A 25,582-nucleotide genomic window follows, 5' to 3' on the forward strand; every position below is an offset into this window, starting at 1 on the left:
CAGTCCCCTAGCCCTACTGCCAATACGCTGGAATCGTCTGCTCATAGGCGGTGATTTTCGCCTCTTCCTGCAACGTGATACTGATCTCATCGAGACCGTGGATCAATTTATGTTTCCAGGTAGCATCGATTGCAAAGAAATGCTCCTCCCCAGCAACGATCACACATTGCCTCGGCAAGTCGATGCTGATTTTTTCAGAAGCAGGCAGCGAGGCGATCCTTTGGCGAACATCCAATGGCAGCTCGATGGGCAGCAGCCCGTTTTTGGTGGCATTCATATAGAAAATATCACCGAAGCTGCCAGCAATCACGGCTTTAAAGCCGTAATCCAACAGCGCCCATGCCGCGTGCTCTCGAGAAGAGCCAGAACCAAAATTATCACCAGTGACGAGGACTTGAGCGGTCTGATATGCTGGATCATTCAAGATAAATGCTGGATTAGGCTTGCGTTGCGGCAAATAGCGCCAATCATCAAATAAAAATTCGCCAAAGCCCGTTTTTTCAACGCGCTTCAAATAATTTTTCGGTAGGATTTGATCGGTATCGATATTGTCATTCATCAAAGGCAGCGTCGTACCTTCAAATTGCGTAAAAGCTTCCATTAACCAACACCTCCAACCACTTCTCGTACATCGACAAAGCGCCCATGAATCGCAGCTGCTGCCGCCATCGCTGGGCTACAGAGGTGCGTCCGCGCGTTTTTCCCTTGCCGTCCAACAAAATTGCGGTTTGATGTGGAGGCACAGTGGACGCCTTCTGGTACTTTATCAGGATTCATTCCTAAGCACATGGAACAGCCAGGCTCCCGCCATTCAAAACCAGCGTCAATAAAGACTTTGTCTAAACCGATCGCTTCCGCTGCTTTACGAACAGGGCGTGAACCAGGAACGATAATACCAGTGACCCCTGCTTTGATAGTTTGCCCTTTCAAAATCGCCGCTGCCTCTTGCAAATCAGACAAACGACCATTGGTACACGATCCAATAAAAATGTATTCAATGGGGATATCAGCAGCTGTCTGTCCAGGTTGCAGCGCCATATATTCATAGGCTTGCTGATCATTGTGATCCCGCACTTCAGGAAACGCTTCGCTGACTGGTACCCCCATTTCTGGATTGGTTCCCCAAGTGATATAGGGTTCTAAGGTTGTTGCGTCTAGGGTGATCAGGGCATCATAGTTGGCATCTTCATCGGTATAAAGGATTTGCCAATCAGCCACCGCACTGGCAAACGCTTGTGGCGCAAAGCGTCGATCCTTCACATAAGCAAAGGTCGTTTCATCAGGTGCGATCAAGCCCATTTTCGCCCCACCTTCGATCGACATATTGCAAATGGTCATGCGTTCTTCCATCGTCAGACTACGGATTGTTTCGCCAAAGAATTCTACGGCATAGCCACCACCAAAATCAGTGCCATGGGTCGCGATCAATGCCAAAATAATATCTTTGGCGTACACTCCCGGCTGCAGCTGACCGGTGATCTCAACTCCCATGCGTTTCGGTTTTGTCTGCCAAATCGTCTGTGTCGCAAAGACATGCTCCACTTCACTCGTACCGATCCCAAACGCGATCGCACCGAAAGCACCATGGGTGGCAGTGTGGGAATCACCGCAAACGATCGTTTTCCCTGGTTGGGTCAAGCCAACTTCTGGGCCAACCATGTGGACGATTCCTTGGTTGGCAGAGCCATTGTCACACAATTCGATCCCAAAATCACGACAGTTTTTACGTAACGTGTCCATTTGCTTTTTTGCAACCAGATCAGTGATGGTAAAAATATCTTTGGTAGGCACGTTGTGATCCATCGTTGCGAAGGTTTTTTCGGGACAACGGACTGTCCGTCCCGCTTGCCGTAATCCTTCGAAGGCTTGCGGTGTCGTCACTTCATGGATCATATGCAGATCGACATAAAGCAGCTGCGCTTGCCCTTCTTCTCCTGTGATGACATGCCGATCCCATAGTTTATCAAACAGCGTTTTCCCCATAATTGCTCACTCCTAACTGTGCAATAACCGCTTCTGTAAAGGCAGTTGTTGTTGCTGTACCACCTAGATCACGGGTCAAGATCCCCGCATTCATTACCTCGTAACAAGCACTTTCGATGGTATCCGCCAGCTCTTCCTCTTGAAAGGACTCTCTTAGCATCATGACGACAGATAAAATCATGGAAACCGGATTGGCGCAATTTTGCCCAGCGATATCAGGTGCAGAGCCATGAATCGGTTCATATAAAGAAACCCCTTCTGCGCCATGACTTGCGCTGGGCAGCACCCCTAATGACCCTGGCAAAACCGAGGCTTCATCACTTAAAATGTCGCCAAAGAGATTTTCTGTCACGATTACATCAAAGTCTTTGGGATTTTGGATGATTTTCATAGCGGCGGAATCAACATATTGATGAGTCAACTGACAATCTGGGAATTCCTGTGCCGTTTCTTCCGCTAATCGGCGCCAAAGTCGGCTAGTCGCCAACACATTTGCTTTATCGACAGAGAGAACCCGCTTCTTCCGCGTGCGGGCGATCTCAAAAGCTTTACGCAAAATCCGTCGAATCTCTGCTTGATGATAATGATTGATGTCGTAGGCTTCTTCAGATTTTTCTGCTTTTTCGCCAAAATAGATACCGCCAGTCAACTCACGAACGATGACAAAATCTGTCCCCCGAAGGATCGCTTCTTTAATGGGAGACAAAGCAATCACCGCATCAACTACTTTGATGGGCCGAATATTGGCGTATAGCCCTAACGCTTGACGCAAATCCAAAAGTCCTTTCTCGGGTGTTATCGGTGCGTTTTCCCAAACTGGATCACCAATGGCTCCTAAAAGGATCGCATCCGCCTGCTGGCAAGCTTGTAGTGTTTCTTGCGGCAATGGCTCTCCAGTAAGTGCCAGCGCCGCACCACCAAATGGCCGCTGGTCAAAATGAAAGCGTTGGAGATGGTCTGGACAAGCCGCTTTCAATACCGCAAGCGCACTGGCCATAATTTCTGGTCCGATGCCATCTCCTGCTAAAACCACGATCTTTTTCAAACAAGGACACCTCGATTCTTTAGAGCTGCGCTAGCCTGTACATAGGCTTTGGCTGACGCCTGCAAGACATCAAAGTCTAAGCCGATCCCGCTGATTTTTTCATTGGTTTCCTGGCATTCAATAACCACGTGCACTTCCGCTTGCGCATCTTCCCCACTGGTCAAGGCAGTGATCTCATAGTTCAACAACTTCGGCTGTTGCTGGAAAATCTGATCGATCGAGTTGTAGATAGCTTGAATACTGCCGGCACCGATAGCTGATGCCACTTGTTTTTCCTCGTCTTTGATGATAGAAACCACCGCTCCTTGATGGCCATTGGACACGTATTGCAGCTGAACTGACTCCAACTCGCAGCCATCTTCTTGGCTGCGGCCCTGGTCAGCCACCAACGCTAACAAATCTTGTTCGGTCACTTGCTTTTTCTTATCTGCCAACTCTTTGAAGCGTTTAAACAATTCATTGGTTTCTTCTTGGTCAAACTGGTAGCCCAGCTGCTGCATTTTATCGACAAACGCATGGCGGCCAGAAAGTTTGCCAAGAGGCAGTGAGTTGGTTTGTACGCCTACCAATTGCGGGGTAATGATTTCGTAAGTTTCAGGATTTTTCAAGACGCCATCTTGATGAATCCCAGATTCATGAGCATAGGCATTGCCGCCGACGATCGCTTTGTTTTTCGGTACCGTGATCCCAGACAAACGTGCCACCAGATCGCTGGTGCGTTTTGTTTCGTTTAACTTGATGTTGGAGGTAGCCTGATAGAAATCATTGCGAATATGCAACGCCAGCGCCACTTCTTCTAATGCGGTATTGCCCGCTCGTTCGCCGATCCCGTTGATCGTTCCTTCCACCCGATCAGCACCATTTTCGATAGCTGCCAGCGCATTGGCTGTCGCCATTCCCAAGTCATCATGACAATGGGAAGAAAAAATGATCGGCTGCTCACTCTTGATATTGGCGATCAAATAAGCAAAAAGCGCACCATATTCCGTAGGATTGGTAAACCCTACTGTATCGGGCACATTGATGATCGTCGCGCCGGCATCAATCGCTGTTTGAACCGCCTCAAGCAAGAAGGCCTTATCGGTGCGGGTGGCATCTTCTGGCGAAAATTGAACTTTTTCAAAGCGTTCACGGGCATAAGCCACATGTTCTTTGATGGAAGCGAGTACTTCTGCTTTCGTCATATTCAGCTTGTACTGGCGATGCACCTCACTCGTTGCTAAAAAGACATGGATCTGGGGATCGATGGCTTGATGAAGAGCTTCATAGGCACGATCAATGTCTTTTTTCTGACAACGGGCAAGTCCTGCAACGGTCATTTTCGTCACCGCCCCAGCAATCGCTTGGACTGCTTGAAAGTCTCCTTCTGATGCAATCGGAAAGCCTGCTTCGATCGTATCGATCCCCCATTTTTCTAATTGCAGCGCCAGTTGAACCTTCTCTTTTGTATTGAAGTTGACTCCCGGTGTCTGTTCACCGTCTCTCAATGTGGTGTCAAAAAACTGGATTTTTCTCATCACTATTTCCTCCTTGGCAGTGGTAGGGGCACGCTTGGCGCGACCTCATTCAAACAAATTGAAAAAATGGTATAAAAAAAGCACTCCATAAAGGGTTTCCTTCATGCAATGCGAATAGGACTCTTCAAATGATGCCTTAAAAAGGCGGGTCATAGAAAAAGAGTCCTTACGATAATAATAATAAAAATGCAGCTGTTTGTTTCAATCGTTTATCCATCGTCGTCACCTATCACTTTTTTTATCTTGTTATGAAGATACCAAACAGCAGGTTCCTCTGTCAACACTTTCCCCTGAATTTTCTGAATATTTCGATAAAAAGTTCGTTTTCACCCTGATGATGGGTTGCTTTTCTTCCTTGATGAAAATTTAAGCAGAACCTGACGAGATCTTCACAGGATTTTAACCAAACCTCCACATAACACCGTTATGATAGAAATATCCCAAAAATATTTTTCACCCCTTTATCCTGCCAGTCGTATGACTGGTTTTTTTGTTGTTCCAAAGACTCGAAAAGATTGAACTTAAGGTGAGTTATTCGTATAATAAGGGGCAGCGATAAATGAGGAGGATGAAGATGCGCAACGAAATGATGCATCGTCCAGTAGTCAAACCAGAACTAGTGGCGTTTATGCGTGAAAAACAAAAACAATTACCCGGCGAACTTGGTGAAATCGAGCAAGCCGCTCATGAAAAAGAAGTGCCAATCATCCCACATGAAACTGTGGTCTTTTTGCAGTTTTTATTGGGACAGCTTCAGCCAAAAGAAATCCTTGAGATCGGCACAGCGATCGGTTTTTCTTCAAGCTTGATGGCGCAATGTGTGAAAGAGGGGCATGTCACAACGATCGATCGCTTTGACGTCATGATCCGCAAAGCCAAAGAAACCTATGCTCGCTTAGGAAATGAAGACAAAATCACGCTTTTAGAAGGACAAGCGGCAGATGTCCTGCCTACATTGAGTGGGCCTTATGATTTTATCTTCATGGACAGTGCCAAATCGAAATACATTGAATTTTTGCCAGAATGTCTACGCCTGTTACGCAAAGGTGGCGTGTTGATGGTGGATGACGTGTTCCAAGCTGGAACGATTTTACAACCCATCGAAGACATCCCTCGCAACCAGCGAGCGATCTATCGCAAGTTGAATCTTTTCTTGGATACCGTGATGAACCATCCTCAGCTGACCTCCACCCTCGTCCCTTTAGGAGATGGCGTGATTCTCATTACGAAAGAAGCAGATAGCGTGATCCTTGAGGAACCTGAGAAAGGTTGAGGGCAGCTGCGCTTCCTTTTTTCAAAGAAAAAATAAGAAAAGGGCGAAAAGAGATTGACATTGCTGCGCCCTTTTTCTATAATGTTATTTGTTGCTGATTGATTTCAACAGCTTAGGCGAAGTGAGCATTCGCTGAAATTTATTTGTTCCAGTAGCTCAGCCGGATAGAGCATTCGCCTTCTAAGCGAACGGTCGGGGGTTCGAATCCCTCCTGGAACGTTATTTAACCGTCGAGAACCCTTGTTCTTGGCGGTTTTTGTTTGTTCTTGTGCCAAATTGATTTAGATTTTTGCCATAGCAATTTGGTGAATAATCAACAGCCTGTTTCCTTCCTCATCAAAAGCAATCAAACGATCGATTCCCATCCGCTTCAATCTTCAGCAAATTTCTTTCATTGGCATCATCGTTTCCGTGTTTATTCTAATTGTCAGCTGTTTGACATCAATGAAGAATCTGCCACAGGTACTTCCAATGCCGCTTTGGCTTGCTTCTTGCATCAAAAATGTTCCCTTGAAAAAGAAGTGTATCGCTTTGAACAAGGCAGCAATTTAGGTGAACCTTCTGAAATCTTTGTCAAACTAGCTACGTCCTCGCGAAAGGAAATCCAACGTGTTTATGTTGGGGGCAGAGGGCATTTTTGCGAGACAGTCACCATCGACACCGATACACTGGCATAATCACAACAATTTAGGCTGATCTTCCATCAGCCTTTTTTCCTCTTCACACATCGTGTTCTTTTTCCATAGCAGCCCATCAGTATCTCGAATACTAGTTTTCTCATAAAAAAAAGAACCCAACTCGGGTTCTTTCCTTCACCTTGATTTTCTATGAAATACCGACAAGTTCTGCTAACAGCTCACTGACTTTAGGCAGTGGCTCGTTCTGTAAGGCTGCTACGATTTTTGAACCGATCACTACCCCATCGCACACTCGGGCAAAGCGCTGCACGTCTGCGTGGGTCGAGACCCCGAAACCAGCTAGTACTGGAATCGGACTTTTTTCCGAAATGGCTTGCAAATGCTGATCCAGCTGTTCGTTGTATTGACGATCTTCTCCAGTGACACCGTTCACTGTCACAGCATAAACGAATCCTTCCGCTTCTTCGATCAGTGTCTGAATTCTGTCTGGCGGACTGGTCAAAGAGACCAGTGTGATCAGCGCGAGATCCGCCGCATCAAACGTAGGCGTTACTAGCGATCGATGTTCAAAAGGCAAATCTGGAATAATCAACCCTTTCACATTTGTCGTTTTTAACTCATTTGCTAACTGTTCAATCCCATAATGAAAGAATGAATTGGCATACCCCATCAATACCAGTGGAACCTCAGAATGGATCGTTTGCAGCAAAGCAATGATCTTTTTTAAAGTGGTCCCATTGGCTAATGCCTGCATTCCAGCTGCTTGGATGACCGCTCCATCTGCGACTGGGTCTGAAAAGGGCACGCCGATTTCAATGGCGGCTGCGCCATGTGTCGTCAATAGCTCGATTTCTGCCGGCAGGCGTTCCAGTCCGTTGGCACCCGCCATAATATAAGGTACAAACAAAGGCTTGCCTTGTTTTTGGCGCTCTTTTAGTTTCATCGTCAATGTTTTGCTGGTCATTTCGCTGCTCCTTTCCGATCTTTGATTTGTTGAACATCTTTGTCCCCTCGCCCAGACAAACAGATCACTAAGCGTTCTTCTGCTGTCATCGTTGGCGCTAACTTTAAAGCATAGGCAACGGCATGAGCACTTTCCAAAGCAGGAATAATGCCTTCGATTTGAGACAAGAGATAAAAGGCGTCAACGGCTTCTTCATCAGTGACCGCGAAATACTCCGCTCGCGCAATTTCCTTCAAATATGAATGCTCGGGACCGACACCAGGATAATCCAAGCCGGCTGAAATCGAATAAGGTTCGATCACTTGCCCATCATCGTCTTGCAGCAAATGCATTTTGGTACCATGTAAAATACCGATACTGCCTTTCGTTAAAGTCGCCGCATGCTCGGTAGTATCCACGCCTTTTCCAGCTGCTTCAACGCCAATCAAACGAACGGTTTGATCGTTGATGAAAGGATAAAACATTCCCATCGCATTGCTGCCGCCGCCAACACAAGCAACGACTGTCGTTGGTAGTTGTCCTTCTTTTTCTAAAAGTTGCCGCCGTGTCTCACTCCCAATCACACTTTGAAAATCTCGAACGATCTCTGGAAAAGGATGCGGACCGAGTACCGAACCCATCACGTAATGAGTGTCCTCGACGGTTGCGACCCAGTAGCGCAGCGCTTCATTGACAGCATCTTTCAATGTCTGATTGCCTGATGTGACTGAAACCACTTTTGCTCCCAACAATTCCATTCGAAAGACGTTTAGTGCTTGCCGCTGAACATCTACCGCGCCCATAAAAATCGTGCATTCCATACCGAACAACGCGGCCGCAGTTGCTGTGGCGACGCCATGCTGCCCAGCACCGGTCTCTGCTACCACTTTCTTTTTCCCCATCCGTTTTGCTAATAAGACTTGGCCAAGTGCATTATTGATTTTATGGGCACCCGTATGATTCAAATCTTCTCGCTTCAGATAAATTTTGGCACCGCCTAAGTGTTGTGACAAGCGCTGTGCATGATAAAGGGGGGTCTCTCTTCCTACATACTCTTGCAAATATTCCTGTAATTCAGCTTGAAAACTTGCGTCCGTTTGTGCTTCACGATAGACAGTTTCCAATTGCTTGACTGCATACATCAATGTCTCTGGCACAAACTGTCCGCCAAAAGAACCATAAAATCCTGCTTTTGTGGGATACTGAGTCATCTTTTTTTCTCCTTTACTAAATGAATAAATTGTTCGATTTTCCGACTGTCTTTCTTGCCCTGGGTTTCAACGCCTGAAGAAACATCGACAGCATAAGGCCCAAAAAGTTGGATCGCCTCTTCTACATTTTCCGCGTGCAACCCGCCAGCAATAAAAAATCGCTCAGACAACGGCAACGGTTCTCTCGCCGCTTTTTGCCAATCAAAGGACTGGCCGTTGCCGCCAGCATAAGGGTGATCTCTTACTGGAGCGTCCAATAAACCAAAATCTGCATCGCAGCTCAGGAAATCTTGCTTTAAAGTTTCTGCTTCTCCATCAAAGGCTTGGATCACTGCGATCTTTTGATGAGCAAAAACGCCCTTCTGAATGGCTGTTTGCAAAGATGGCAGAACCTTTCCATGGAGCTGAATCGCTGTCAGTTGGGCGGCTTGAATTGCCGCTTGCACTTCTTCAACACTTGGAGAAACGAAAACCCCGACTTTCCCTACATTTTCGGGTACTTGCTCCGTTATCTTGCGGACTTGGGTCGGATCGATTCTCCGACGGCTTTCGGCAAAAACAAAGCCAAGGTAATCTGCTCCTGCATTGACGGCAGTTTCGACATGCAGGCGTTCGGTGAGTCCGCAAATTTTCACTTTGGTCATCGGCGGCTCACCTGCAAATCTGCCGCTGTTTCAGCAATTCGATTGCTTCTCATCAACGTTTCTCCAACGAGGACTCCATGATAAAACGGTGCAAGCTGCAGCACATCTGCGGCAGTTCGAATACCAGATTCACTGATATAAACCGCCTCTGATGGCTGAGGTGCTAAAGCAATACTGACATCCAAGGAAACGTCAAAAGTTTTTAGGTCACGATTGTTGACGCCGATGATTTTGGCACCTAATGCTTGGGCTTGTTGAAATTCAGCCGCATTATGAGTCTCAACGAGTACTTCCAACCCTAGTGCTTCGGCTTCTTGATACAGCGCGACGAAACGGGCTGGCTCTAACGCAGCCACGATCAATAAAACGATACTGGCACCTGCATTCTTGGCGCGAATCAATTGTTTTTTGTCGATAATGAAGTCTTTGCATAGTATAGGCACCGAAACAGCCTTACTGACTGCTTCAAGATCTGCCAGCGAGCCTTTGAAAAATTGTTGGTCGGTCAAAACGGAAATCCCGCTGACACCCGCGGCTTCATAAGCTTGCGCTTGCGTGACTGGGTCGATCGCTTGATTAATGTCTCCTTTTGAAGGTGAAGCTCGCTTGATTTCAGCAATGAGGTGCATCTTTTGTGGTCGTTCCTTGACTTGCTGATAAAATGATGGACGTTTCGCTACGACCTTTTCGATTTCTTGTGGCATCGCGGCAACTTCTTCAACTTTTTTCTGGATGATCGTTTCTAAAAAATCCATGATTCTCCTCCTTACAGCTTTCGTAGTTATTGGCTATTTGACTGGCGGATCAACTCCTGCAGTTTGTCATAGGCGGCGCCCGAAGCGATACACGCCCGTGCCATCGCAAAGCCTTCCGCTAGGGTGGCGGCTTTGCCGTTAGCGTAAAAGCCTAACCCTGCATTTAAGACCACTGTCTCTAGATAAACGGAAGGGTGATTTTTCATCACCGCAGTTAAGATCGCGGCGTTTTGAGCCGCATCTCCGCCGACGATCGCCTCGATCGGTGCTGGCGTAAAGCCATACGCTTGCGGATCCAAAGAAAAATTCGTCACCTTTCCTTCGTGATAAAAACTGATCGCCGTTTCACCAGCCAAATTGGCTTCATCCATCCCATTACATCCATGGATCACCATTGCTCGTTCCCGACCAAGACTGCCTAACGCCTGAGCGGTGTCTACCAAGCTCTCGCCAGCGTAAGTACCGATCAGTTGCGTAGTCAACGGAACAGGATTGATCAAGGGGCCTAATAGGTTAAAAATCGTTGGTGTTGCTAATTCTTGCCGTATCTTCATCACTGCTTTCATGCCGGGATGCAACGAGGGAGCGAAGAGAAACGCGATGCCGACAGTCGCTAATAACTCAGCGATTTTTTCTGGTGATGCTTGGATCGATACCCCCAAGCAGGCTAAGACATCGGCACTGCCTGAACGACTAGAAATACTGCGATTGCCGTGTTTTGCCATCGTGATTCCCCCGGCTGCTAACACGAAGGCAGCCGTAGTGGAGACATTAAAACTATTGGAGTGGTCGCCGCCAGTACCGCAATTGTCCATGGCGTCTCCTCCTTCATAAGGAATGGTCACGGCATGCTCTAACATGATTTCCGCTAAAGCGGTCAATTCGGTGGCTGTGATGCCGTTGATCTTCATCGCAACTAACGCTGCCCCCAATTGACTTTCTGAAAACATCCCGCTTAAAATTCCTTGAGCAAAGTGGCGCATCTCCTGATAACTTAAATGACTGCCATTAAAAAGCTGCTGGGTGATTTGCTGCGGCTGCTGTATTTTGACTGCTTCCATAAAAAGTTCCTCCTTTTTCATTTGCTGCTTTTTGCTGAGTTTTCTGGAATGAGTTCAAGAAACCGTTGGATAAAAAATGCCCCTTCGTTTGTCCCCATTGATTCAGGGTGGAATTGGAGTCCTACGATCGGCTTTTGTCGATGCTGGATCGCCATGATGATCCCTTTTGTTTCAGCAAACACCTCAAATTGTGCAGGCAGGGTCGCTGGCTTAATGACCAGCGAGTGATAGCGCATGACAGTCATGTCTCCTAGGTAGGTTTTGAATACGCCTTTTTTCTGATACGTAAGGCTCGATTGCTTGCCGTGCATAATGGCTGGTGCTTGGACCACTTTGGCACCAAACGCTTCCCCAATGGCTTGATGACCTAAGCAGATCCCTAAAAGCGGCTTGCTATCATGGTATGTTTTGATCAAAGAAATCATAAATCCTGCCTCTTCGGGACGGCCTGGTCCCGGGGAAAAAATGATGGCATCTGCTTCTTTAGCAACAATAAAAAGCTCTGGATCGTCATTTCGCAAGACGACTGTTTCTTCTGGACAGAGCTGGAGAAGATTGTAAGTAAACGAATCATAGTTATCGACGAGTAAGATCATTGGCTGACACCTCCAATAGTGCTTTGGCTTTGTGTAAGGTTTCGTGGTATTCAGATGAGGGATCAGAATCATAAACGACACCCGCCCCTGCCTGGACATAAGCGATCGCGTCTTTCAAAACCATTGTCCGAATCCCGATGGCAAAATCCGCTTGATCGTTTCGAGAAAAATACCCAACGGCTCCCGCATAGACCCCTCTTCGAACAGCTTCCCATTGATAGATGCGAGTCATGGCACGAATCTTTGGTGCCCCGCTGACCGTGCCTGCTGGCAGGGTTGCTTTCAAGGCATCCATTGCCGTCACACCTGCTCTGCGCTTGGCAGCCACCACCGAAACGATATGCATGACATAGCGGTATTTCTCGATCACCATGTATAAAGGAACATGAACCGTGCCATGTTCAGCGATTCGTCCCAAATCATTGCGCCCCAGATCGATCAGCATTTGGTGCTCTGCACGTTCTTTTTCATCTGCTAATAGTTCCGCCGCCAAAGCTTCGTCTTCTGCTTTGGTTGCCCCTCGTTTGCGGGTACCAGCGATTGGATTTGTGGTGATCGTTGTTCCTTGAACCCGGATCAAGCTTTCAGGTGAACTGCCGATCACTTTGAATCCGTGATCGAAATCAAGATAATAGAGGTAGGCAGACGGATTCGTCACTCGCAGTTTTCGGTAATAGTCAAAAGGATCTTGTGTAAATGCTGCTTGCAGACGTTGGGAAGGAACCACTTGAAACATATCCCCTGCCGTAATTCGGGCTTTTGCCTCACGAACGATCGTTTCATAGGCATGTTGGGTAACATTACTTGTAAAATGCAGCTTTTCATTCGATAACCCACGGGTCTCAGCGGCGACTGGTGTCCTTAACTGCTGCTTCACTGCTTGCATTACCTGCTCCATCTCGACGGTTCCTCTTTGGCTATAGCAATTTTCAAGAATGATCGTTAAAGTTTCTGTCTGATGGTCCAAAACGAGAAAAGTTTCGAAAAGCCAAAAGGCCATATCAGGCACTTGCAATTCATCTGCGGGCAGTTGTCCAATATCTTCATAGCAAGCTGCGATATCATAGCCCGCATACCCGATCGCCCCACTTTGCAACGGCAGATTCGGTAAAGCGGTGGTTTCTTTTTTGACTACATACCGTTCCATTTCTTTTAAAGGGTCCTGACAGGGATACTTGTTGACCGTTTTTTCCAAAAGATCCTCCACTTGAAAAACACCATCCTTAAAGGTCAGTTTCTGAACAGGATCAAAGGTGAGGATCGAATAGCGTCCCGTATCTTCTTCTCTGGGAATACTTTCCAGTAAACATTTATGCGCCCCTTGAATCCGTAAAAACACTGAGACAGGTGTCAAACAATCGCTGTTGATTCGTTCCATTCGATACATAAGCTGCTCCTTTCTTTGTAAACAAAAAGCCCTCAAGCAAACATCATAAAAACGTCTGCTTGAGGGCGAATGACCGCGGTACCACCTCAATTGAAAGTTGCCTAAAAAAACAACTTCTTCTCTATCAACCGTCTAACAACGGTCTTCCTCTATAACGGGAGTTCCCGCATTTTCCTACTGCCAAAAAAAGGGTTCAAAAAATGATCGGCTAAGGCCATTTCCTTGATTTCTTGGTATCGGACTCTCATCACCGCCGACTTTCTGTAACAAAAAAAGACTCAAGTACTTCTCTTAGTTTGATTTTACGTTTATTTTTTTATTGGTTGAAGGGCAAGAAAAACAAAAAAGCCCTCATGCAAACAAACTCGTCTGCATGAGGGCGATTACTCACGGTGCCACCTCAATTGGTTCTCTAGATCGTCTATCAACGATCGTTCTCTGTAACGGGAGATCCCGAAAAAAGCCTACTGATTTCAGCCTTTCGACACAAAAGTCCATTTCTGAAGCGTCAATCTACTGATTTACACCACCATCAGCTCTCTGCAAGACGAACGTCCTCATACTTCTCTTTTGTTTGGTCTTTACTAGTTATTGGTAGCTATATTACGTGGCTTTTGCTGATCTGTCAACAGAAAAAAGCGAATTTTATTTTTTTGTCTCCTTTTGACAATACAAGAAAACAACCTACAATGGGTTGCCTTAACCAAAATAAAAAGACATTCTTTAGGACAAAAATCTCCTTCACTTCTTTCAGCGTACTTTATTATAGCTGCCACTCTATTTAAATAATATTTGTTTTTTTATAACCCTTGCGTGAAGATCAAAGAGTGAAAACTTTGCTATAATTTTGCCAAAAAAACGACATTTATCCAAAATTTTCATAACATCATGAAAAAACAAAATTGTTATTTGAAATATTCTTCTATATGATTGAACCGAATGTAAGAAAGGGTGATTAAATGCACATAGACAAATTATATTTTTCCACCTTTATTTATAAAATGAGCTGCTTAGAATTTACTTACTCTCTCATTCAATCCAATGAGAAAAAAGTCGAATTATCCGAGGAAGAACAAGCAGAAATTGAATGGATCATCAATTCTGCGCTCCATCGAAAACTCTACGCCTCTCGCAAAAAGAGTCTTTTTTCCTCAAAAATAAAATTGTCGAAAGAAAGTTATTCTATGTATTTGCGAATGAAGAAATACGAACATATGATAGACCTCTAACCGTTAAAACACATAGAACAAACGCATTCCTTTAGACAGTTACTCAGAAGGTTGTCGATCCCATCTTTTTTAATAAAAAAAACATCATCCAGTGAATTGGAAATAGCAAAACTTGCCTTTTTCGTATAAAATCAAAAAGAACACGAAAGAGTTGTCTTTCATCAAAACAGTCAATGTGACTCTTTTGACCTTCAAGACTCGGAAAGGAAGTTTTTGTCATGGATGGGATGATGAAAAAAATCATTACGGAGAAGGATTTATTACGTCAGATCCTTCTCTTGGAACAACTGGCGAATCACAAAATGATCACTGCCAAGCAACTAGCAAAATTGATCGATACGACGGAGCGAACCGTTTTTTCCGATCTAACCTATATTCGCCAACAATTGCCTGATGGTTGGCAGATCGAAGCTGCCAGTAGTGGCTTTGCTCTGACCCATGATGGGCCATTGTTGATGAGTCAGCTCTGGGAAACGTTTTTCCCTCAATCGATCGGTGTTTCTTTGATGAAAGCATTGCTTTTTTCCAGCGAACTCCGTACGCAAGATATTCTTAGCCAAACAGGGACATCCTATGAGACCTTGCGACGACATGTGACAAAATTAAACAAAAGTCTCACTGATTTTTCGTTGCGGATTCGGATCACCAATCGCATGATCCGCTTTGAAGGAAGTGAGATCAACATCCGTGTTTTTTTTCATCGCCTGTTACTGCCATACACCCATAACAATTACTTTTTGAGGAATATACGATTCATGAGTCCCACTATTATCATTTCTTGGATCGCTTAGCAAAAGCCAAGTTGCAGATCGAAGTGGAACAAATCTACGGTACCTGCTGGTTTTTTATCAATACGATTCGCATCAAAGCCAATTGCCGTATCGATTCCTTTGAGTTTCAGGGGAACGATCCCCTTTATAGCCTTTTCCAACAGCCATTAACAGCTGTATCAAAAAGAAGGCGTTTATTTAGAACGCAGCGAACACTTCTTTAGCTTCTACTGCTTCTTAGAAAGTTGGAACTACAATAACGACTGGTCCGCAACGATCCAAGCAACCCTTGAATCCTACCAAACCATTTATCAGAAAACGACCCATTTTGTTGGAAAACTAGACCGCTTGTTGCAGTTGTCTTTAGCTAGTGATACACAACTGATTGAGAATCTACTGTTGCTTTTGATCAAATCGCAAGAGTCAGCCAAGCTCTCAGAACTGTTCGGGCTCGAATTTCACGAGATCCAACGGTTAAATCAACCCTATTCGCTATCGATCGAAGCGACGATCCATGACTTTTTAGAAGAGCAAACAGCCAGTCAATCGGAAATGAGTTTTCCATTATGGTCAACCACCACCTTACTGATCCAACAAGCGATTTTACAGATCAATCCCATTCGCGCAAAAGGGTATTTTGTTTTCCAAGGTGAGCCTGCCTGGAAAGCTTATCTCCTGCAAGAATTGAATGACTTCCTCGGTGCCCGCATCCTTTTATCGGCGATCGAGCCTGGTCAACTAGAAGCGTTGGCGGAAATCGAGGTTGATTTTATTCTCTCAAATTTCCCTTTAGAGGAAGTATCTGTTCCAGTTTTTTACTTATCGATGGTACCAACGAAAAATGAGCTCAATCAAGTGACTGAGCTCATCCAAACCTATTATTTAAGCTATCGCTAGAATCATCAAGCTGCCGCTACTGCTTCACTGGAGCGGCTTTTTGCCGTCCTTGCAGCTTATTCGTAATAAATTTCTCACCCTCAACGACTGCGAAAAGGAGTGCGCCGTTAGCAGCGATACTCAACTGCTGCATCAAGGTCAAAGAACCGATCCCTAAAAGATGGTGTCCTAGAGGGGTTAGGAAAATCGCTGCCTGTAATACGATCAGCAGTGAAAGAGAAACTAATAGCGCTCGGTTGGCAAACAGTTGGCGATTCAAGGCTGGCTTGACCAGCTCCCGACAGTTCAACAAGTAGACCGCTTGGGCAAAGACGATACTTTGCAGCAGCATACTTTGCTGAAGGACAGTTCCCTCAAATTGAACCGCTAAGACGTAAGAAGGAATCATGATCAACAGCGAGACGTAGAAGATGCGGAACAAGCTGTACCAAGATAAGATGCCTTCTTTGATTGGCCGTGGTGGTCGATTCATGACATCCGCACTTGCCTTTTCAAAACCGAGTGCGTAAGAAAGCGTGATGGTTGTCACCATATTTACCCATAAAATTTGGACAGGTGTCAGTGGCAGTGGTCGGTTCAACAAGAGTGCCGCAATAACGATCAATCCTTGGGCAACCGCAGTTGGTAAGAAGAAGTTGATTGTTTTCTTCAAATTATCGTAGATTCGACGACCCACTCGGACGGCATTGGCGATCGTATGAAAATTATCGTCTGCCAAAACCATATCGGCTGCTTGCTTGGTTACTTCACTGCCTTTGATCCCCATAGCGATCCCAATATCGGCTTTTTTCAGCGCTGGTGCATCGTTTACGCCATCACCGGTCATTCCGACGATCTCTTCATTCGCCTGCAAAGCACTAACGATCCGTAATTTATGCTCAGGGGTCGTTCGAGCAAAGATGTCTGTCTTTTGGACTGCTTGCTGCAATTCTTCCTCCGACAGCAGATCGATTTCTAACCCTTCCAACACGTGATTCGTGTGCTTCAAGCCAATTTGCTTGCCGATGGCTTGAGCAGTCTTGCCATGGTCTCCTGTGATCATTTTGACTTGGATGCCCGCTTGCAAGCACTCTTTTACCGCTTTGATGGCACTGTCTTTCGGAGGATCAATGATACCAGCGATCCCGACAAAGGTTAAATTGGTTAGCCCTTCGTGGGACAAGGACTCCTGTGCCGACAGCGTCAGATGCGCAAAGCCGATCAGCCGCTGCCCTTTCGCTGCTAATTTTGCACTTTCATCTAACCACCATTGCTTTTGATCTGAAGTCAGTTGGCTTTTCTCAAGCAACACTTCGGGCGCACCTTTGACAAACACTACCGAGGCATTCGGCTCTTCTTGATTTTGATGGCGTGTTGCCATGTACTTGTAAGAGGAACTAAAAGGAATCTTATCGACTGTTTTACGCAATGGTTGCTGCGCTGATTCTGCGTATTGTAACAAGGCTTTTTCGGTTGGGTTCCCAACGAGATCCGCAGCCTTTTGTCCTTCATCTTGCTTCAAGTCTTGACAATTTGCCATGATATCAAGCACCGTTGCTTTATCCACGTTTGACTCAACTAAAACATCGACGACCGTCATTTCATTTTTGGTCAAGGTTCCTGTTTTGTCTGAACAAATCACCGTCATGGCACCTAGTGTCTCCACTGATGGCATCGTTTTGATGATTGCTTGCTCCTCAGACATTTCCTTGACACCCATCGATAAAATCATGGTCAGCACGGCTGGCAAACCCTCAGGAATCATCGCTACCACTAAGGCGATACCTGATGAGAACAAGAGATCAAGATCAAAGCCGTAGCGGAAGGTAGTAAAGAAGATCAAGAAAATCACTAATCCGATAATGCCTTTAAAGATTTGGTGATTCAATTGCTTCATTTTTTTGATCAACGGGGTTTCTTGCGCTTTCACAGACTGAATTGCTTGATTGATCTGGCCGATTTGTGTATCGTCGCCTGTTTCAACGACGATCCCGCTGGCAGTTCCGCTTTCTACATGGGTACCAGAAAAAGCCATGTTCCGCTGGTCACCAATCGTACTTTCTTGAGTAATAGGCTCGGTCATTTTTTGAACAGGCTCAGATTCGCCAGTTAAAATCGACTCTTCAATCACAAGATCATGGGTTTCGATCAAGCGCATATCTGCTGGTACAACATCTCCTGGTCCTAAAACGACTAAATCTCCATTTACTAAGGAAGAAACAGCAATTTTCTTCTTGCGGCCGTGAACATAAATCGTTGCTTCTTGCCCCATGAACTGCTTCAATCCATCCAGTGATTCTTGGGCTTTGCGCTCTTGCCAGTAGCCGACGAATCCATTGATGACGACGACCGCCATAATAATGCCGCTTTCGATATAATCACCAGAAATCCCTTTTAAGACGGCTGCGACGATCAAGACCAACATCAGTAAGTCGGTAAAGTGCTTGCCGACTTTCTTCCATGTGGGGATCTGCGCTGCCTCAGTAATTTTATTTTCACCTTGCTTTGCTAAACGCTGGTTGCGTTCTTCGGAGGAAAGGCCCTGCCGTGTTGTTTGCAACGTGTGTAATAGTTCTTCTGTTGTGTTTTTGTACCAATTCATATTTTTTTCCTCCTTGTTTATTTATTTGATCTGAACATAGTATAAGACATTGAAACCATAAAATTCTGGCGATAATTTCAGCGGAGCCTGAAAAAAATGAGTGCTTTGATTAAAGGGGAAGAGCGGCTTGCTCGCGTGGGTTCACACAACCAACTGAAAACGTCCGTTGATTGTTTTTGCAGGTGGAATCAAGTAAACTAGGACACACCCAATCAATTGCTATCTGTCCCATCATCCAAAGGCAAGATAGACGAAAGGAGCCAAACAAATGGCAATCTATACCGATACAAAAATCGCTCAAGGACCTTTTCTTTTCATTTCTGGTCAAACGCCGTCGCAAGACGGAGCCACACCTGAGGACCCGCAAGAGCAAACAACCATCGTTTTGAAAAAGATCGAACAGCTTCTATCAGCCAATCAACTGTCCTGGTCATCAGTGGTCAAAATGACCGTCTTTTTAACAGATGCTGCCTACTTAGCTGCTGTCCGTACGGCGTTTACAACTATTTTGGCAGAAAACAAACCAGCCATGAGTCTCGTCATCGTTGCCGGCTTGGTTGCCCCTGAATTTAAAGTAGAGATTGAAGCACAAGCTACCATGGCTTAAGCACAGAGAAAAACACCCAAAAAAACTTCGTACAAAAGGCAGTAGCCAATACGAAGTTTTTTTGGTGTTATCTTCTTATTCAGTCCTATCTGAAGTGTCTGATTCAGTCTTTTTTTGCCACTGCTCCACAAAACTAGCGATGGCTTGAGCAGTCTGTTGAGCATTCACTAAGGTTCGCTTTTTCTCCATCGCTTCTGTCAACGAAATCGGACCTTGCTGGATACAAAAGACGGCAGATAGTAGTTGCGGCAGTTTTCCTAGATTGTCGCTTCGGGAGCCGCAGATGGCAACAACCGGGACCTGATGTTTGTGGGCGAGCAACGCGACGCCATAGGGTACTTTTCCCCCAGCGGTTTGCCCATCGATGCGTCCTTCACCCGTGATCAACAAATCTGCTTCTTTGATTTTTTCCTCAAATCCAACCAATGAAGCGATCGTCGCAAAGCCAGGAACCAATTGACCACCTGCCAAACGAACAGCACCACCAAGCCCACCTGCCGCACCAGCACCAGGGACTTCCAGATCGATCCCCGTGGTCCGCTTGATGTGCTCAGCCAAGCGCTTTGCCTGCTGATCCAACTGCTGGATCGTTTCTTTTGATGCCCCTTTTTGCGGACCAAAAACTGGCGCAAATCCCTGATTGCCAAAATAGGGATTTGTTACATCGGCTAAAGCAAACAGGTCAATTTGTGCCAGCAGAGGGTTCAACTGGCTGAGCGCCAGAGATTCTGCCTGCAGCAAAGGATTGTTTTCCATTCGCTCGTTTCTTTGAATGGTTGCTCCTAGCGCAAGTAAAAAGCCTACGCCCCCATCAGAAGTGCCGCTACCGCCAAGGGTCAGGTAAATTTTTTTCACACCTTGCCTGCAAGCTGCTAAGACCATTTGGCCTAAACCAAAAGAAGAGCTATTGCGGGTGGTCTCGTCACTAGGTTCCACGAGTTGCAACCCAATCACTTCTGCAGATTCAATCAGGGCAATTTTTTCTTCCTTGATTTTTGTGACCAACATACGGGCTTGCAACTTACCGCCTAATGGAGCGGTCACTGAAACCGTTTCGTAATTGCCTCCCAGCGCAGCAATGACTGCTGCCATTGACCCTTCTCCCCCATCAGCGATTGGGATACTGCGTGTTTCCCACTGGTCTGAAAACCCGCTTAAGACCGCTTGATTTAGTTCTGCGGAAGTGGCACTTCCTTTGAAGGAATCGATCGCTGCTACAACTTTCATTTTTCTACCTCTCATTTACGATCATCTCTTTCCCAAAAGTTGGAATACTTCGCCTTATAATCAACTTGTAGTTAATTAAATCAACCAAAAATTAACTAGCAATCCATTGTAAGTCATCTCTTCTCCTCTTATGATAGAAGTATACCAAACAAACCTATCGGAGGTGCACTATGGACTTACCAATTGGCGAGGAAATCGCTCGGAGAAGAAAACAACGAGGTATTACCCAGCAAGAATTAGCAGTGTTTATGAATGTGTCCAAAGCATCCGTTTCGAAATGGGAAACGGGACAGTCTTATCCAGATATCACCTCGCTACCCTTATTAGCAGCGTATTTTGATTGCAGCGTCGATGAATTATTGATTTTGGACTCGCAGCTATCCCCTAAAGAGATCCAGCGAATCTACCAATTACTAAAAGACGCCTTTCAAACAAAAACACCAAGCGAAGTCCTCGCGCTGGCACAAAGTTTTATCAAACGCTATTACTCTTGTTACCCGTTCTTATTACAAATGGGGGCCTTTTACTTGAATCATTGGGATCTGCTGCCGGATGTCCCCGTAGCAGATAGCACAGAAGGGCACCCCACTGAAGAAGCCTTGATGGAAGCGAAGAAAACTACCTATTTGAAAGAAGCAGAAATCCTTTATCAACGGATCATTGCGCATGGTGACAATGCGTTGGCACAACAAGCGCAACAAATCGAAGCTTATTGTCTGTTGATGAGAAACAAGCCCGATGAGGTCTTGGCGATCCTTGGCACGAAAACGCCGACTTTATTACCTAGCGAACCACTGATTGCTGCCGCATTTCAGCAAAAAAATCAGTTGCAACAAGCTGAGATCGTGACGCAAAGTGCGATTTACCAATACTTGATTCTTTTTATGAGCTTACTGACAAATTATTTGGCAATGCTCACACAAGACGAGGAGCAACTGGAAAAAACCTTTGCACGTGGACTGGCACTCAGCGAGAGCTTCCAACTGGCCCAGCTGCATCCTATTTCTTTACTGAACTTTTTAGCCGCTGGAATGGTTTCGTTTGCAGCTTTAGGAAAAGAGGACTTACTAGCAGATGCATTAGCAAAGTACGTCAAAACAATAGCAACAACACCTGAAGAAATCGTTTTAAAAGGGGATGATTATTTTCACGATATCGATGAGTGGATCAGCGAATTAGAATTAGGCAGTCAGCTCCCTCGAGACTCCAGCAGTGTCAAAAAACAATTTCTTGAGTTAGCACAGTTGACACCATTTTTCGAACCGTATCAAGAAAAACCGCCATTTAAAGAATTATTTCAGCAGCTGCAAAAACTGTCCGAACAAGAAAATGAGCCACAAAGGAGGGCTTCACATGAATAGTGTTTCACTAAATATACCAGAAAATATGTCTGATTATTTGCCCGTACTGATCCCCTTGATTGTTTTGCAATTGGTCTTGATCGTCTTGGCGGTTCGCGATATTTTAAAACAAGAACAGTTTAAATTCGGCTCCCGCATTCTTTGGCTTTTCATTGCCTGTTTTGTTAGCCTGATCGGTCCTATCCTTTATTTTGCTTTCGGAAAAGAGGGCCAACAATGAAGATGATCGAGATCAACCATTTATCCAAGCGTTTTGGGCGCAAACAAGTGCTGCAAGACCTAACCTTTTCGGTTCCAAAGGGCAGCGTCGTGGGGTTTGTCGGGGAAAACGGCGCTGGCAAAACAACGACCATGAAGGCGATTTTAGGATTGCTCCCCATTGATGAAGGCGAAATCACCGTTTGCGGCGAAGTGGTGCAATTCGGCTCAGCCAAGACCAATCGCTGGATCGGCTATTTACCAGATGTACCGCAGTTTTACTCGTTTATGACAGCTGTAGAATATTTGACTTTTTGCGGAAAGATCCAGCCCAATCAAGAACCTTTTCAGCCTCAGCGGGTGATGGAAGTTTTAGCGTTGGTAGGCCTGGAAGCTTCGAAACAAAAAATCGCTGGCTTTTCTCGAGGCATGAAGCAGCGTCTTGGATTAGCTCAAGCATTGATCAACCGACCAGCTATCTTGATTTGTGATGAGCCGACCTCTGCACTCGATCCTTTAGGTCGCAAGGCCTTTCTTGATGTATTGGCTAAAATCAAAGAAGAAACGACAGTTCTTTTTTCATCCCATATTCTCGCAGATGTCGAACAGCTGTCAGATTACATTGCGATTTTGCACAAAGGCCAGATCCAGGCGTTTGAACCGATGGATTCCTTAAAAAAACGTTATCGAAAAACCGCCTTTGGGATTGTCTTTACCAACGAAGGTGACCATTCGATATTTGCCAATCTGTTAGCATCCCACGGCATTGCGGCAGAAAGAAAGAACAATCAATTACTGATCGACGAAACTGCCGACACAGATGTTGGAAAGCAGTTGCTGCGATTGCTCAATGAACAACAGATAGTACCTGAATCCTTTCAACGGATCGAACCGACTTTAGAGGCGATTTATTTGGAGATGATCAAATGAAGGTGTTTCTTGTTTTCTTAAAGAAAGAATTTCTCGGTGGTCTTCGCAGCAAAAAACTGCTGATTTGTTTGATTCTGTTTGCGCTGATTGGTATGCTCTCTCCCTTTACCGCGAAAATCATGCCCGATTTGATGGCCAGCATGATGCCAGAATCGATTGAAATCACGATTGCTGATCCGACATCGATCGATGCGTGGCTTCAGTTTTACAGCAACATCGGCACGATTGGTCTGCTAGTATTTGTGATTCTTTTTACCGATACGCTGTCAGCCGAAATAAATCAGGGTACCTTTATTCAGCTGATTACGAAAGGATTACCGAAAACGACGATCGTCTGTGCCAAAGCTGGCTATTTAACGATTCTGTGGTCTTTGAGTTACCTCCTAAGTGCCAGTGTCAGTGCTTTTTATACGATGATTTATTTCGATGATTCCAGCGCTGCTCAAGTCCCTAGCGCATTGTTCAGCTATTGGCTGTTTGGTTTACTAGCAATCAGCATCCTGCTGCTAGGTTCCAGCTTTGCTAAAAGTATCTATCAAGGTTTGTTGTTTATTGGCGTCTGTTATCTGATGGGCATGTTAGGCAACCTATGGAGTCAAGTAACAAACTGGAATCCTTATTCCCTTTCCAGCCAATTTCCTAACTACTTAACCGACCAAATCAAACTAGGGGAACTGCTGCCAGCGCTGCTGCTGAGTTGCTTATTGATCATCAGCTGCCTAGCGGGGGCTATTGCTGTTTTGAGAAAAAGAAACTATTAAAAAACCATCGGTGCAAATGTTGTACTGACCTCCTATAGGTAGACGTTTCGTCTAACTCTTGGGGGTCACTACCTGTTGCACCGATGGTTTGCTTCTGCTAGTTTATTCTAGTTCTGCTGTTTCTTGAACGTTCACTGCTTTTTTTGCCTGTGTTTTTTGCTCGATCCGCATAAAGAAGCGCATGAAAAAGGCAATCAAATAGATAGAGAAAGCGGAAATGAGGGCTTCTTGCCAAGAAAAAATCAGGAGATTCAACAAGATGATGATCAGATTGGTTAAGAAGACACCACTAGACTTTCGAATGCCATAGTATTTTTCCAAAATCAGCGGCGGAATCGTGACCCCACCATTGGAAGCACCGATTTTATAAAGTGAAAAAATACCGAAGCTAAAGAAGAAACTACCTAAAATCAAGGAAACAGAATAAAAACGCAAGAGCATGATCTCTGGTAAAAGCGCCAGAAGAACGGGAAATGCCAGACTGCCGATAACCGTATTGACAAAGACCTCTCGCTTTAAAAGCAAAAATGCCAACGCCAGCATCAATAAATTAATCCCCCAGACAACGATATGACGATTGATCGACCAGCCGGTTTCGATCAGGTAGCCGATCGACCCGACACCAGCAGAAGCAATACTGTGAGGCAAAAGGAAAAAGTTTAATGCGATGCAGATCCACAGCACCCCAAGCAATAAAGCAAGATTTTTTTTGATAAGTGATTCCATCAACGTTCTCCTTTCAATCTGGCAACTAATTTTATGGATAAAAGCTTCTGTCTATTCTATCAAAAAAAGCTCAAAAGAAAGAACCATTTTTTTCATGAAAACATGAAAAAAATGATTCTGAACTTCAAGAAAGCATGTTGGTTTTCATCACAAATGCACAGGCTTTAGGCTGTATAGCAGTGATACATCGCAAGCATTTCTTCTGCGACTGCTTCTTGCCATCCCCCTGGCTGTAACATACATTCTTCCATTGATGGCAAATGAACAAAGCGAACAGCCAACTCTGAGCCTACAATCAATTGGTAGGACATCAAGCGATTTTTTTGCTGCAAGAGCAGCTGATGCTTTTCAGGGGCAAGAAAAGGCGCTGTTAAGTTTGCCAATTGCTTCAATGCCTCCGATGTACAAAGTCTTTTTTCGGGTGCGACACTGATCAATTGGTTGACCTCTGCTAATTTCATTGCCTCGATCACCCGCAGCGTTGCTCGAGGATCATGGATATCCGTCAAAAAAACCGACTGGCAGCCTTGCAATGCCCGAACGAGTCGTCCTAAATCGAGAAAGTCACCATCAATGATCGTCTCACGCGCAGCATCGATCTCATGCAAACGCTCCGTTGCACGGCGGGCATAGAGTACGAGTGGTCGATTGGTTCTTTCCAAAAGTTTTTGCCGTGATCGCTGACCGATCGTGCCAGCAGCACCTAAAATCGCAAGTCGTTTCATAAGCTCCCTTTCATTTTTGAAAAATTCAAGCCTCGTTCTTTGAGTAGAAAAAATGGCTTGTCATAAAGTCTGGTTGATGAGATTGGCTTTGCGTTGACGCAGTCGTTCTTCAGTCGGCAGAACATGCTCGTCGTAATGTTCCAATTTGTATTCTAAACGTTCAACAGCTTCCGTCATATCTGAGATTTTCTCCCGCAAAACTGCAATTTGTTCGGCTAACAGCTGCTTGCGCTCAGGAACCGTCCCACGCCCTTCTTCAAATAAAGCTAGGTAATGACTCAGGCCATCAATCGATAGTCCAGCGTTGCGCATTTGCCTAGTAAAGGTGATCCATTTTAAGTCGTCATCATCAAATTCACGAACGCCGTTTTTATTGCGTTTGACCGCCGGGATCAGCCCAATTTTTTCATAGTAACGGATGGTATCAGCTGAGACACCGCTCAGTTCACTGACTTTTTTGATATTCATGGCTTCACTTCCTTGTTTTGCATTTTTTCCTAGATCGTTTTGTATGCTA

General features: G+C 45.3%; 22 protein-coding genes, 1 tRNA gene, 2 pseudogenes and 2 other annotated features. Of the genes and pseudogenes, 9 read left to right on the forward strand and 16 right to left on the reverse strand.

Annotated features, from left to right (window positions below; genetic code table 11):
* Nucleotides 1-13: 13 nt before the first annotated feature.
* From leuD to P0G38_RS10760, 4 genes are read right to left on the reverse strand one after another with little or no spacing between them, the layout of a single operon-like run.
* Entirely contained in the window at nucleotides 14-601 is a 588-nt protein-coding gene (leuD, locus tag P0G38_RS10745; RefSeq protein WP_016610311.1) for a 3-isopropylmalate dehydratase small subunit, read from the reverse strand.
* Nucleotides 601-1,983 (reverse strand): 3-isopropylmalate dehydratase large subunit, encoded by a 1,383-nt coding sequence (leuC, locus tag P0G38_RS10750; protein WP_275850835.1) that lies wholly within the window; start codon nucleotides 1,981-1,983, stop codon nucleotides 601-603. Before leuC ends, leuD begins: the two co-directional genes overlap by 1 nt.
* Nucleotides 1,964-3,028, reverse strand: coding sequence for a 3-isopropylmalate dehydrogenase (leuB, locus tag P0G38_RS10755; RefSeq protein ID WP_115232218.1), 1,065 nt, complete (start codon nucleotides 3,026-3,028; stop codon nucleotides 1,964-1,966). The genes leuC and leuB overlap by 20 nt, the downstream gene beginning before the upstream one ends.
* Nucleotides 3,025-4,545 carry a 2-isopropylmalate synthase gene (locus P0G38_RS10760; protein ID WP_086338358.1) on the reverse strand — a complete coding sequence of 507 codons (1,521 nt, stop codon included), beginning with the start codon at nucleotides 4,543-4,545 and terminating at the stop codon, nucleotides 3,025-3,027. The genes leuB and P0G38_RS10760 overlap by 4 nt, the downstream gene beginning before the upstream one ends.
* A gap of 574 nt (nucleotides 4,546-5,119) precedes the next feature.
* Here P0G38_RS10760 and P0G38_RS10765 point away from each other — a divergent pair.
* The 3 genes and pseudogenes from P0G38_RS10765 to P0G38_RS10775 form a co-directional block, all read left to right on the forward strand.
* On the forward strand, nucleotides 5,120-5,818 hold the full coding sequence (locus P0G38_RS10765; RefSeq protein WP_275850842.1) for an O-methyltransferase: 699 nt from the start codon (nucleotides 5,120-5,122) through the stop codon (nucleotides 5,816-5,818).
* A 145-nt stretch (nucleotides 5,819-5,963) separates the two neighbouring features.
* A tRNA-Arg gene (locus P0G38_RS10770) sits at nucleotides 5,964-6,037 on the forward strand.
* A 212-nt stretch (nucleotides 6,038-6,249) separates the two neighbouring features.
* A pseudogene (locus tag P0G38_RS10775) lies at nucleotides 6,250-6,495 on the forward strand (PhzF family phenazine biosynthesis protein); the annotation flags it as partial.
* A gap of 148 nt (nucleotides 6,496-6,643) precedes the next feature.
* On the opposite strand, the gene trpA reads toward P0G38_RS10775, so the two are convergent.
* From trpA to trpE, 7 genes are read right to left on the reverse strand one after another with little or no spacing between them, the layout of a single operon-like run.
* Nucleotides 6,644-7,420 carry a tryptophan synthase subunit alpha gene (trpA, locus tag P0G38_RS10780; protein ID WP_275850848.1) on the reverse strand — a complete coding sequence of 259 codons (777 nt, stop codon included), beginning with the start codon at nucleotides 7,418-7,420 and terminating at the stop codon, nucleotides 6,644-6,646.
* A complete protein-coding gene (gene trpB, locus P0G38_RS10785) occupies nucleotides 7,417-8,610 on the reverse strand; it encodes a tryptophan synthase subunit beta (RefSeq protein ID WP_275850851.1) in 1,194 nt (397 codons plus the stop codon). Before trpB ends, trpA begins: the two co-directional genes overlap by 4 nt.
* The gene (locus P0G38_RS10790) at nucleotides 8,607-9,254 is read right to left on the reverse strand and encodes a phosphoribosylanthranilate isomerase (protein WP_275850856.1); all 648 of its coding nucleotides are present in this window, start codon (nucleotides 9,252-9,254) and stop codon (nucleotides 8,607-8,609) included. Before P0G38_RS10790 ends, trpB begins: the two co-directional genes overlap by 4 nt.
* A complete protein-coding gene (gene trpC, locus P0G38_RS10795) occupies nucleotides 9,251-10,009 on the reverse strand; it encodes an indole-3-glycerol phosphate synthase TrpC (protein WP_275850858.1) in 759 nt (252 codons plus the stop codon). Before trpC ends, P0G38_RS10790 begins: the two co-directional genes overlap by 4 nt.
* A 26-nt stretch (nucleotides 10,010-10,035) precedes the next feature.
* On the reverse strand, nucleotides 10,036-11,070 hold the full coding sequence (trpD, locus tag P0G38_RS10800) for an anthranilate phosphoribosyltransferase (protein ID WP_275850861.1): 1,035 nt from the start codon (nucleotides 11,068-11,070) through the stop codon (nucleotides 10,036-10,038).
* Nucleotides 11,071-11,087: 17 nt separating this feature from the next.
* Nucleotides 11,088-11,666: an aminodeoxychorismate/anthranilate synthase component II gene (locus tag P0G38_RS10805; protein ID WP_275850864.1), complete on the reverse strand. Its 579-nt coding sequence runs from the start codon at nucleotides 11,664-11,666 to the stop codon at nucleotides 11,088-11,090.
* On the reverse strand, nucleotides 11,647-13,053 hold the full coding sequence (trpE, locus tag P0G38_RS10810; RefSeq protein WP_275850867.1) for an anthranilate synthase component I: 1,407 nt from the start codon (nucleotides 13,051-13,053) through the stop codon (nucleotides 11,647-11,649). Before trpE ends, P0G38_RS10805 begins: the two co-directional genes overlap by 20 nt.
* 58 nt (nucleotides 13,054-13,111) lie before the next feature.
* Nucleotides 13,112-13,359: a binding site (T-box leader), on the reverse strand.
* Nucleotides 13,360-13,425: 66 nt separating this feature from the next.
* Nucleotides 13,426-13,638, reverse strand: a binding site (T-box leader).
* An 862-nt stretch (nucleotides 13,639-14,500) separates the two neighbouring features.
* On the opposite strand from trpE, the pseudogene P0G38_RS17205 reads away from it, so the two are divergent.
* Nucleotides 14,501-15,949 (forward strand): annotated as a pseudogene (locus tag P0G38_RS17205) (helix-turn-helix domain-containing protein).
* A 16-nt stretch (nucleotides 15,950-15,965) separates the two neighbouring features.
* On the opposite strand, the gene P0G38_RS10825 reads toward P0G38_RS17205, so the two are convergent.
* On the reverse strand, nucleotides 15,966-18,530 hold the full coding sequence (locus P0G38_RS10825; RefSeq protein WP_275850876.1) for an HAD-IC family P-type ATPase: 2,565 nt from the start codon (nucleotides 18,528-18,530) through the stop codon (nucleotides 15,966-15,968).
* A gap of 268 nt (nucleotides 18,531-18,798) precedes the next feature.
* Here P0G38_RS10825 and P0G38_RS10830 point away from each other — a divergent pair, with 268 nt between their 5' ends.
* Nucleotides 18,799-19,137 (forward strand): RidA family protein, encoded by a 339-nt coding sequence (locus P0G38_RS10830; protein ID WP_010747965.1) that lies wholly within the window; start codon nucleotides 18,799-18,801, stop codon nucleotides 19,135-19,137.
* Between the two features lie 75 nt (nucleotides 19,138-19,212).
* On the opposite strand, the gene P0G38_RS10835 is transcribed toward P0G38_RS10830, so the two are convergent.
* The gene (locus P0G38_RS10835; protein ID WP_275850880.1) at nucleotides 19,213-20,364 is read right to left on the reverse strand and encodes a glycerate kinase family protein; all 1,152 of its coding nucleotides are present in this window, start codon (nucleotides 20,362-20,364) and stop codon (nucleotides 19,213-19,215) included.
* Nucleotides 20,365-20,534: 170 nt separating this feature from the next.
* On the opposite strand from P0G38_RS10835, the gene P0G38_RS10840 reads away from it, so the two are divergent.
* The 4 genes from P0G38_RS10840 to P0G38_RS10855 are packed head-to-tail and all read left to right on the forward strand — an operon-like array spanning nucleotide 20,535 to nucleotide 23,614.
* Entirely contained in the window at nucleotides 20,535-21,725 is a 1,191-nt protein-coding gene (locus P0G38_RS10840; RefSeq protein ID WP_275850883.1) for a helix-turn-helix domain-containing protein, read from the forward strand.
* Complete coding sequence (locus P0G38_RS10845) at nucleotides 21,718-21,945, forward strand: PLDc N-terminal domain-containing protein (protein WP_118214950.1); 228 nt, start codon at nucleotides 21,718-21,720, stop codon at nucleotides 21,943-21,945. The genes P0G38_RS10840 and P0G38_RS10845 overlap by 8 nt, the downstream gene beginning before the upstream one ends.
* Nucleotides 21,942-22,853 (forward strand): ABC transporter ATP-binding protein, encoded by a 912-nt coding sequence (locus P0G38_RS10850; protein WP_275850888.1) that lies wholly within the window; start codon nucleotides 21,942-21,944, stop codon nucleotides 22,851-22,853. The genes P0G38_RS10845 and P0G38_RS10850 overlap by 4 nt, the downstream gene beginning before the upstream one ends.
* Nucleotides 22,850-23,614 carry an ABC transporter permease subunit gene (locus P0G38_RS10855; RefSeq protein WP_086295037.1) on the forward strand — a complete coding sequence of 255 codons (765 nt, stop codon included), beginning with the start codon at nucleotides 22,850-22,852 and terminating at the stop codon, nucleotides 23,612-23,614. Before P0G38_RS10850 ends, P0G38_RS10855 begins: the two co-directional genes overlap by 4 nt.
* A gap of 102 nt (nucleotides 23,615-23,716) precedes the next feature.
* On the opposite strand, the gene P0G38_RS10860 is transcribed toward P0G38_RS10855, so the two are convergent.
* The 3 genes from P0G38_RS10860 to P0G38_RS10870 all read right to left on the reverse strand — a co-directional run bounded on the left by P0G38_RS10860 (nucleotide 23,717) and on the right by P0G38_RS10870 (nucleotide 25,533).
* Nucleotides 23,717-24,340, reverse strand: coding sequence for a YitT family protein (locus tag P0G38_RS10860; protein ID WP_016610336.1), 624 nt, complete (start codon nucleotides 24,338-24,340; stop codon nucleotides 23,717-23,719).
* Between the two features lie 164 nt (nucleotides 24,341-24,504).
* Nucleotides 24,505-25,065: an NAD(P)H-binding protein gene (locus P0G38_RS10865; protein WP_275850895.1), complete on the reverse strand. Its 561-nt coding sequence runs from the start codon at nucleotides 25,063-25,065 to the stop codon at nucleotides 24,505-24,507.
* A gap of 60 nt (nucleotides 25,066-25,125) precedes the next feature.
* On the reverse strand, nucleotides 25,126-25,533 hold the full coding sequence (locus P0G38_RS10870; RefSeq protein WP_086295031.1) for a MerR family transcriptional regulator: 408 nt from the start codon (nucleotides 25,531-25,533) through the stop codon (nucleotides 25,126-25,128).
* Between the last annotated feature and the right edge of the window lie 49 nt (nucleotides 25,534-25,582).

It is taken from the genome of Enterococcus casseliflavus (genome assembly GCF_029215545.1).
Taxonomy (GTDB): domain Bacteria; phylum Bacillota; class Bacilli; order Lactobacillales; family Enterococcaceae; genus Enterococcus_D; species Enterococcus_D casseliflavus.

Excerpts from the sequence above, each read along its gene's own strand:
- leuD (WP_016610311.1), bottom strand. The coding sequence starts at position 601 with ATGGAAGCTTTTACGCAATTTGAAGGTACGACGCTGCCTTTGATGAAT.
- leuC (WP_275850835.1), bottom strand. The coding sequence starts at position 1,983 with ATGGGGAAAACGCTGTTTGATAAACTATGGGATCGGCATGTCATCACA.
- P0G38_RS10760 (WP_086338358.1), bottom strand. The coding sequence starts at position 4,545 with ATGAGAAAAATCCAGTTTTTTGACACCACATTGAGAGACGGTGAACAG.
- P0G38_RS10765 (WP_275850842.1), top strand. The coding sequence starts at position 5,120 with ATGCGCAACGAAATGATGCATCGTCCAGTAGTCAAACCAGAACTAGTG.
- trpA (WP_275850848.1), bottom strand. The coding sequence starts at position 7,420 with ATGACCAGCAAAACATTGACGATGAAACTAAAAGAGCGCCAAAAACAA.
- trpB (WP_275850851.1), bottom strand. The coding sequence starts at position 8,610 with ATGACTCAGTATCCCACAAAAGCAGGATTTTATGGTTCTTTTGGCGGA.
- P0G38_RS10790 (WP_275850856.1), bottom strand. The coding sequence starts at position 9,254 with ATGACCAAAGTGAAAATTTGCGGACTCACCGAACGCCTGCATGTCGAA.
- trpC (WP_275850858.1), bottom strand. The coding sequence starts at position 10,009 with ATGGATTTTTTAGAAACGATCATCCAGAAAAAAGTTGAAGAAGTTGCC.
- trpD (WP_275850861.1), bottom strand. The coding sequence starts at position 11,070 with ATGGAAGCAGTCAAAATACAGCAGCCGCAGCAAATCACCCAGCAGCTT.
- P0G38_RS10805 (WP_275850864.1), bottom strand. The coding sequence starts at position 11,666 with ATGATCTTACTCGTCGATAACTATGATTCGTTTACTTACAATCTTCTC.
- trpE (WP_275850867.1), bottom strand. The coding sequence starts at position 13,053 with ATGTATCGAATGGAACGAATCAACAGCGATTGTTTGACACCTGTCTCA.
- P0G38_RS10825 (WP_275850876.1), bottom strand. The coding sequence starts at position 18,530 with ATGAATTGGTACAAAAACACAACAGAAGAACTATTACACACGTTGCAA.
- P0G38_RS10830 (WP_010747965.1), top strand. The coding sequence starts at position 18,799 with ATGGCAATCTATACCGATACAAAAATCGCTCAAGGACCTTTTCTTTTC.
- P0G38_RS10835 (WP_275850880.1), bottom strand. The coding sequence starts at position 20,364 with ATGAAAGTTGTAGCAGCGATCGATTCCTTCAAAGGAAGTGCCACTTCC.
- P0G38_RS10840 (WP_275850883.1), top strand. The coding sequence starts at position 20,535 with ATGGACTTACCAATTGGCGAGGAAATCGCTCGGAGAAGAAAACAACGA.
- P0G38_RS10845 (WP_118214950.1), top strand. The coding sequence starts at position 21,718 with ATGAATAGTGTTTCACTAAATATACCAGAAAATATGTCTGATTATTTG.
- P0G38_RS10850 (WP_275850888.1), top strand. The coding sequence starts at position 21,942 with ATGAAGATGATCGAGATCAACCATTTATCCAAGCGTTTTGGGCGCAAA.
- P0G38_RS10855 (WP_086295037.1), top strand. The coding sequence starts at position 22,850 with ATGAAGGTGTTTCTTGTTTTCTTAAAGAAAGAATTTCTCGGTGGTCTT.
- P0G38_RS10860 (WP_016610336.1), bottom strand. The coding sequence starts at position 24,340 with ATGGAATCACTTATCAAAAAAAATCTTGCTTTATTGCTTGGGGTGCTG.
- P0G38_RS10865 (WP_275850895.1), bottom strand. The coding sequence starts at position 25,065 with ATGAAACGACTTGCGATTTTAGGTGCTGCTGGCACGATCGGTCAGCGA.
- P0G38_RS10870 (WP_086295031.1), bottom strand. The coding sequence starts at position 25,533 with ATGAATATCAAAAAAGTCAGTGAACTGAGCGGTGTCTCAGCTGATACC.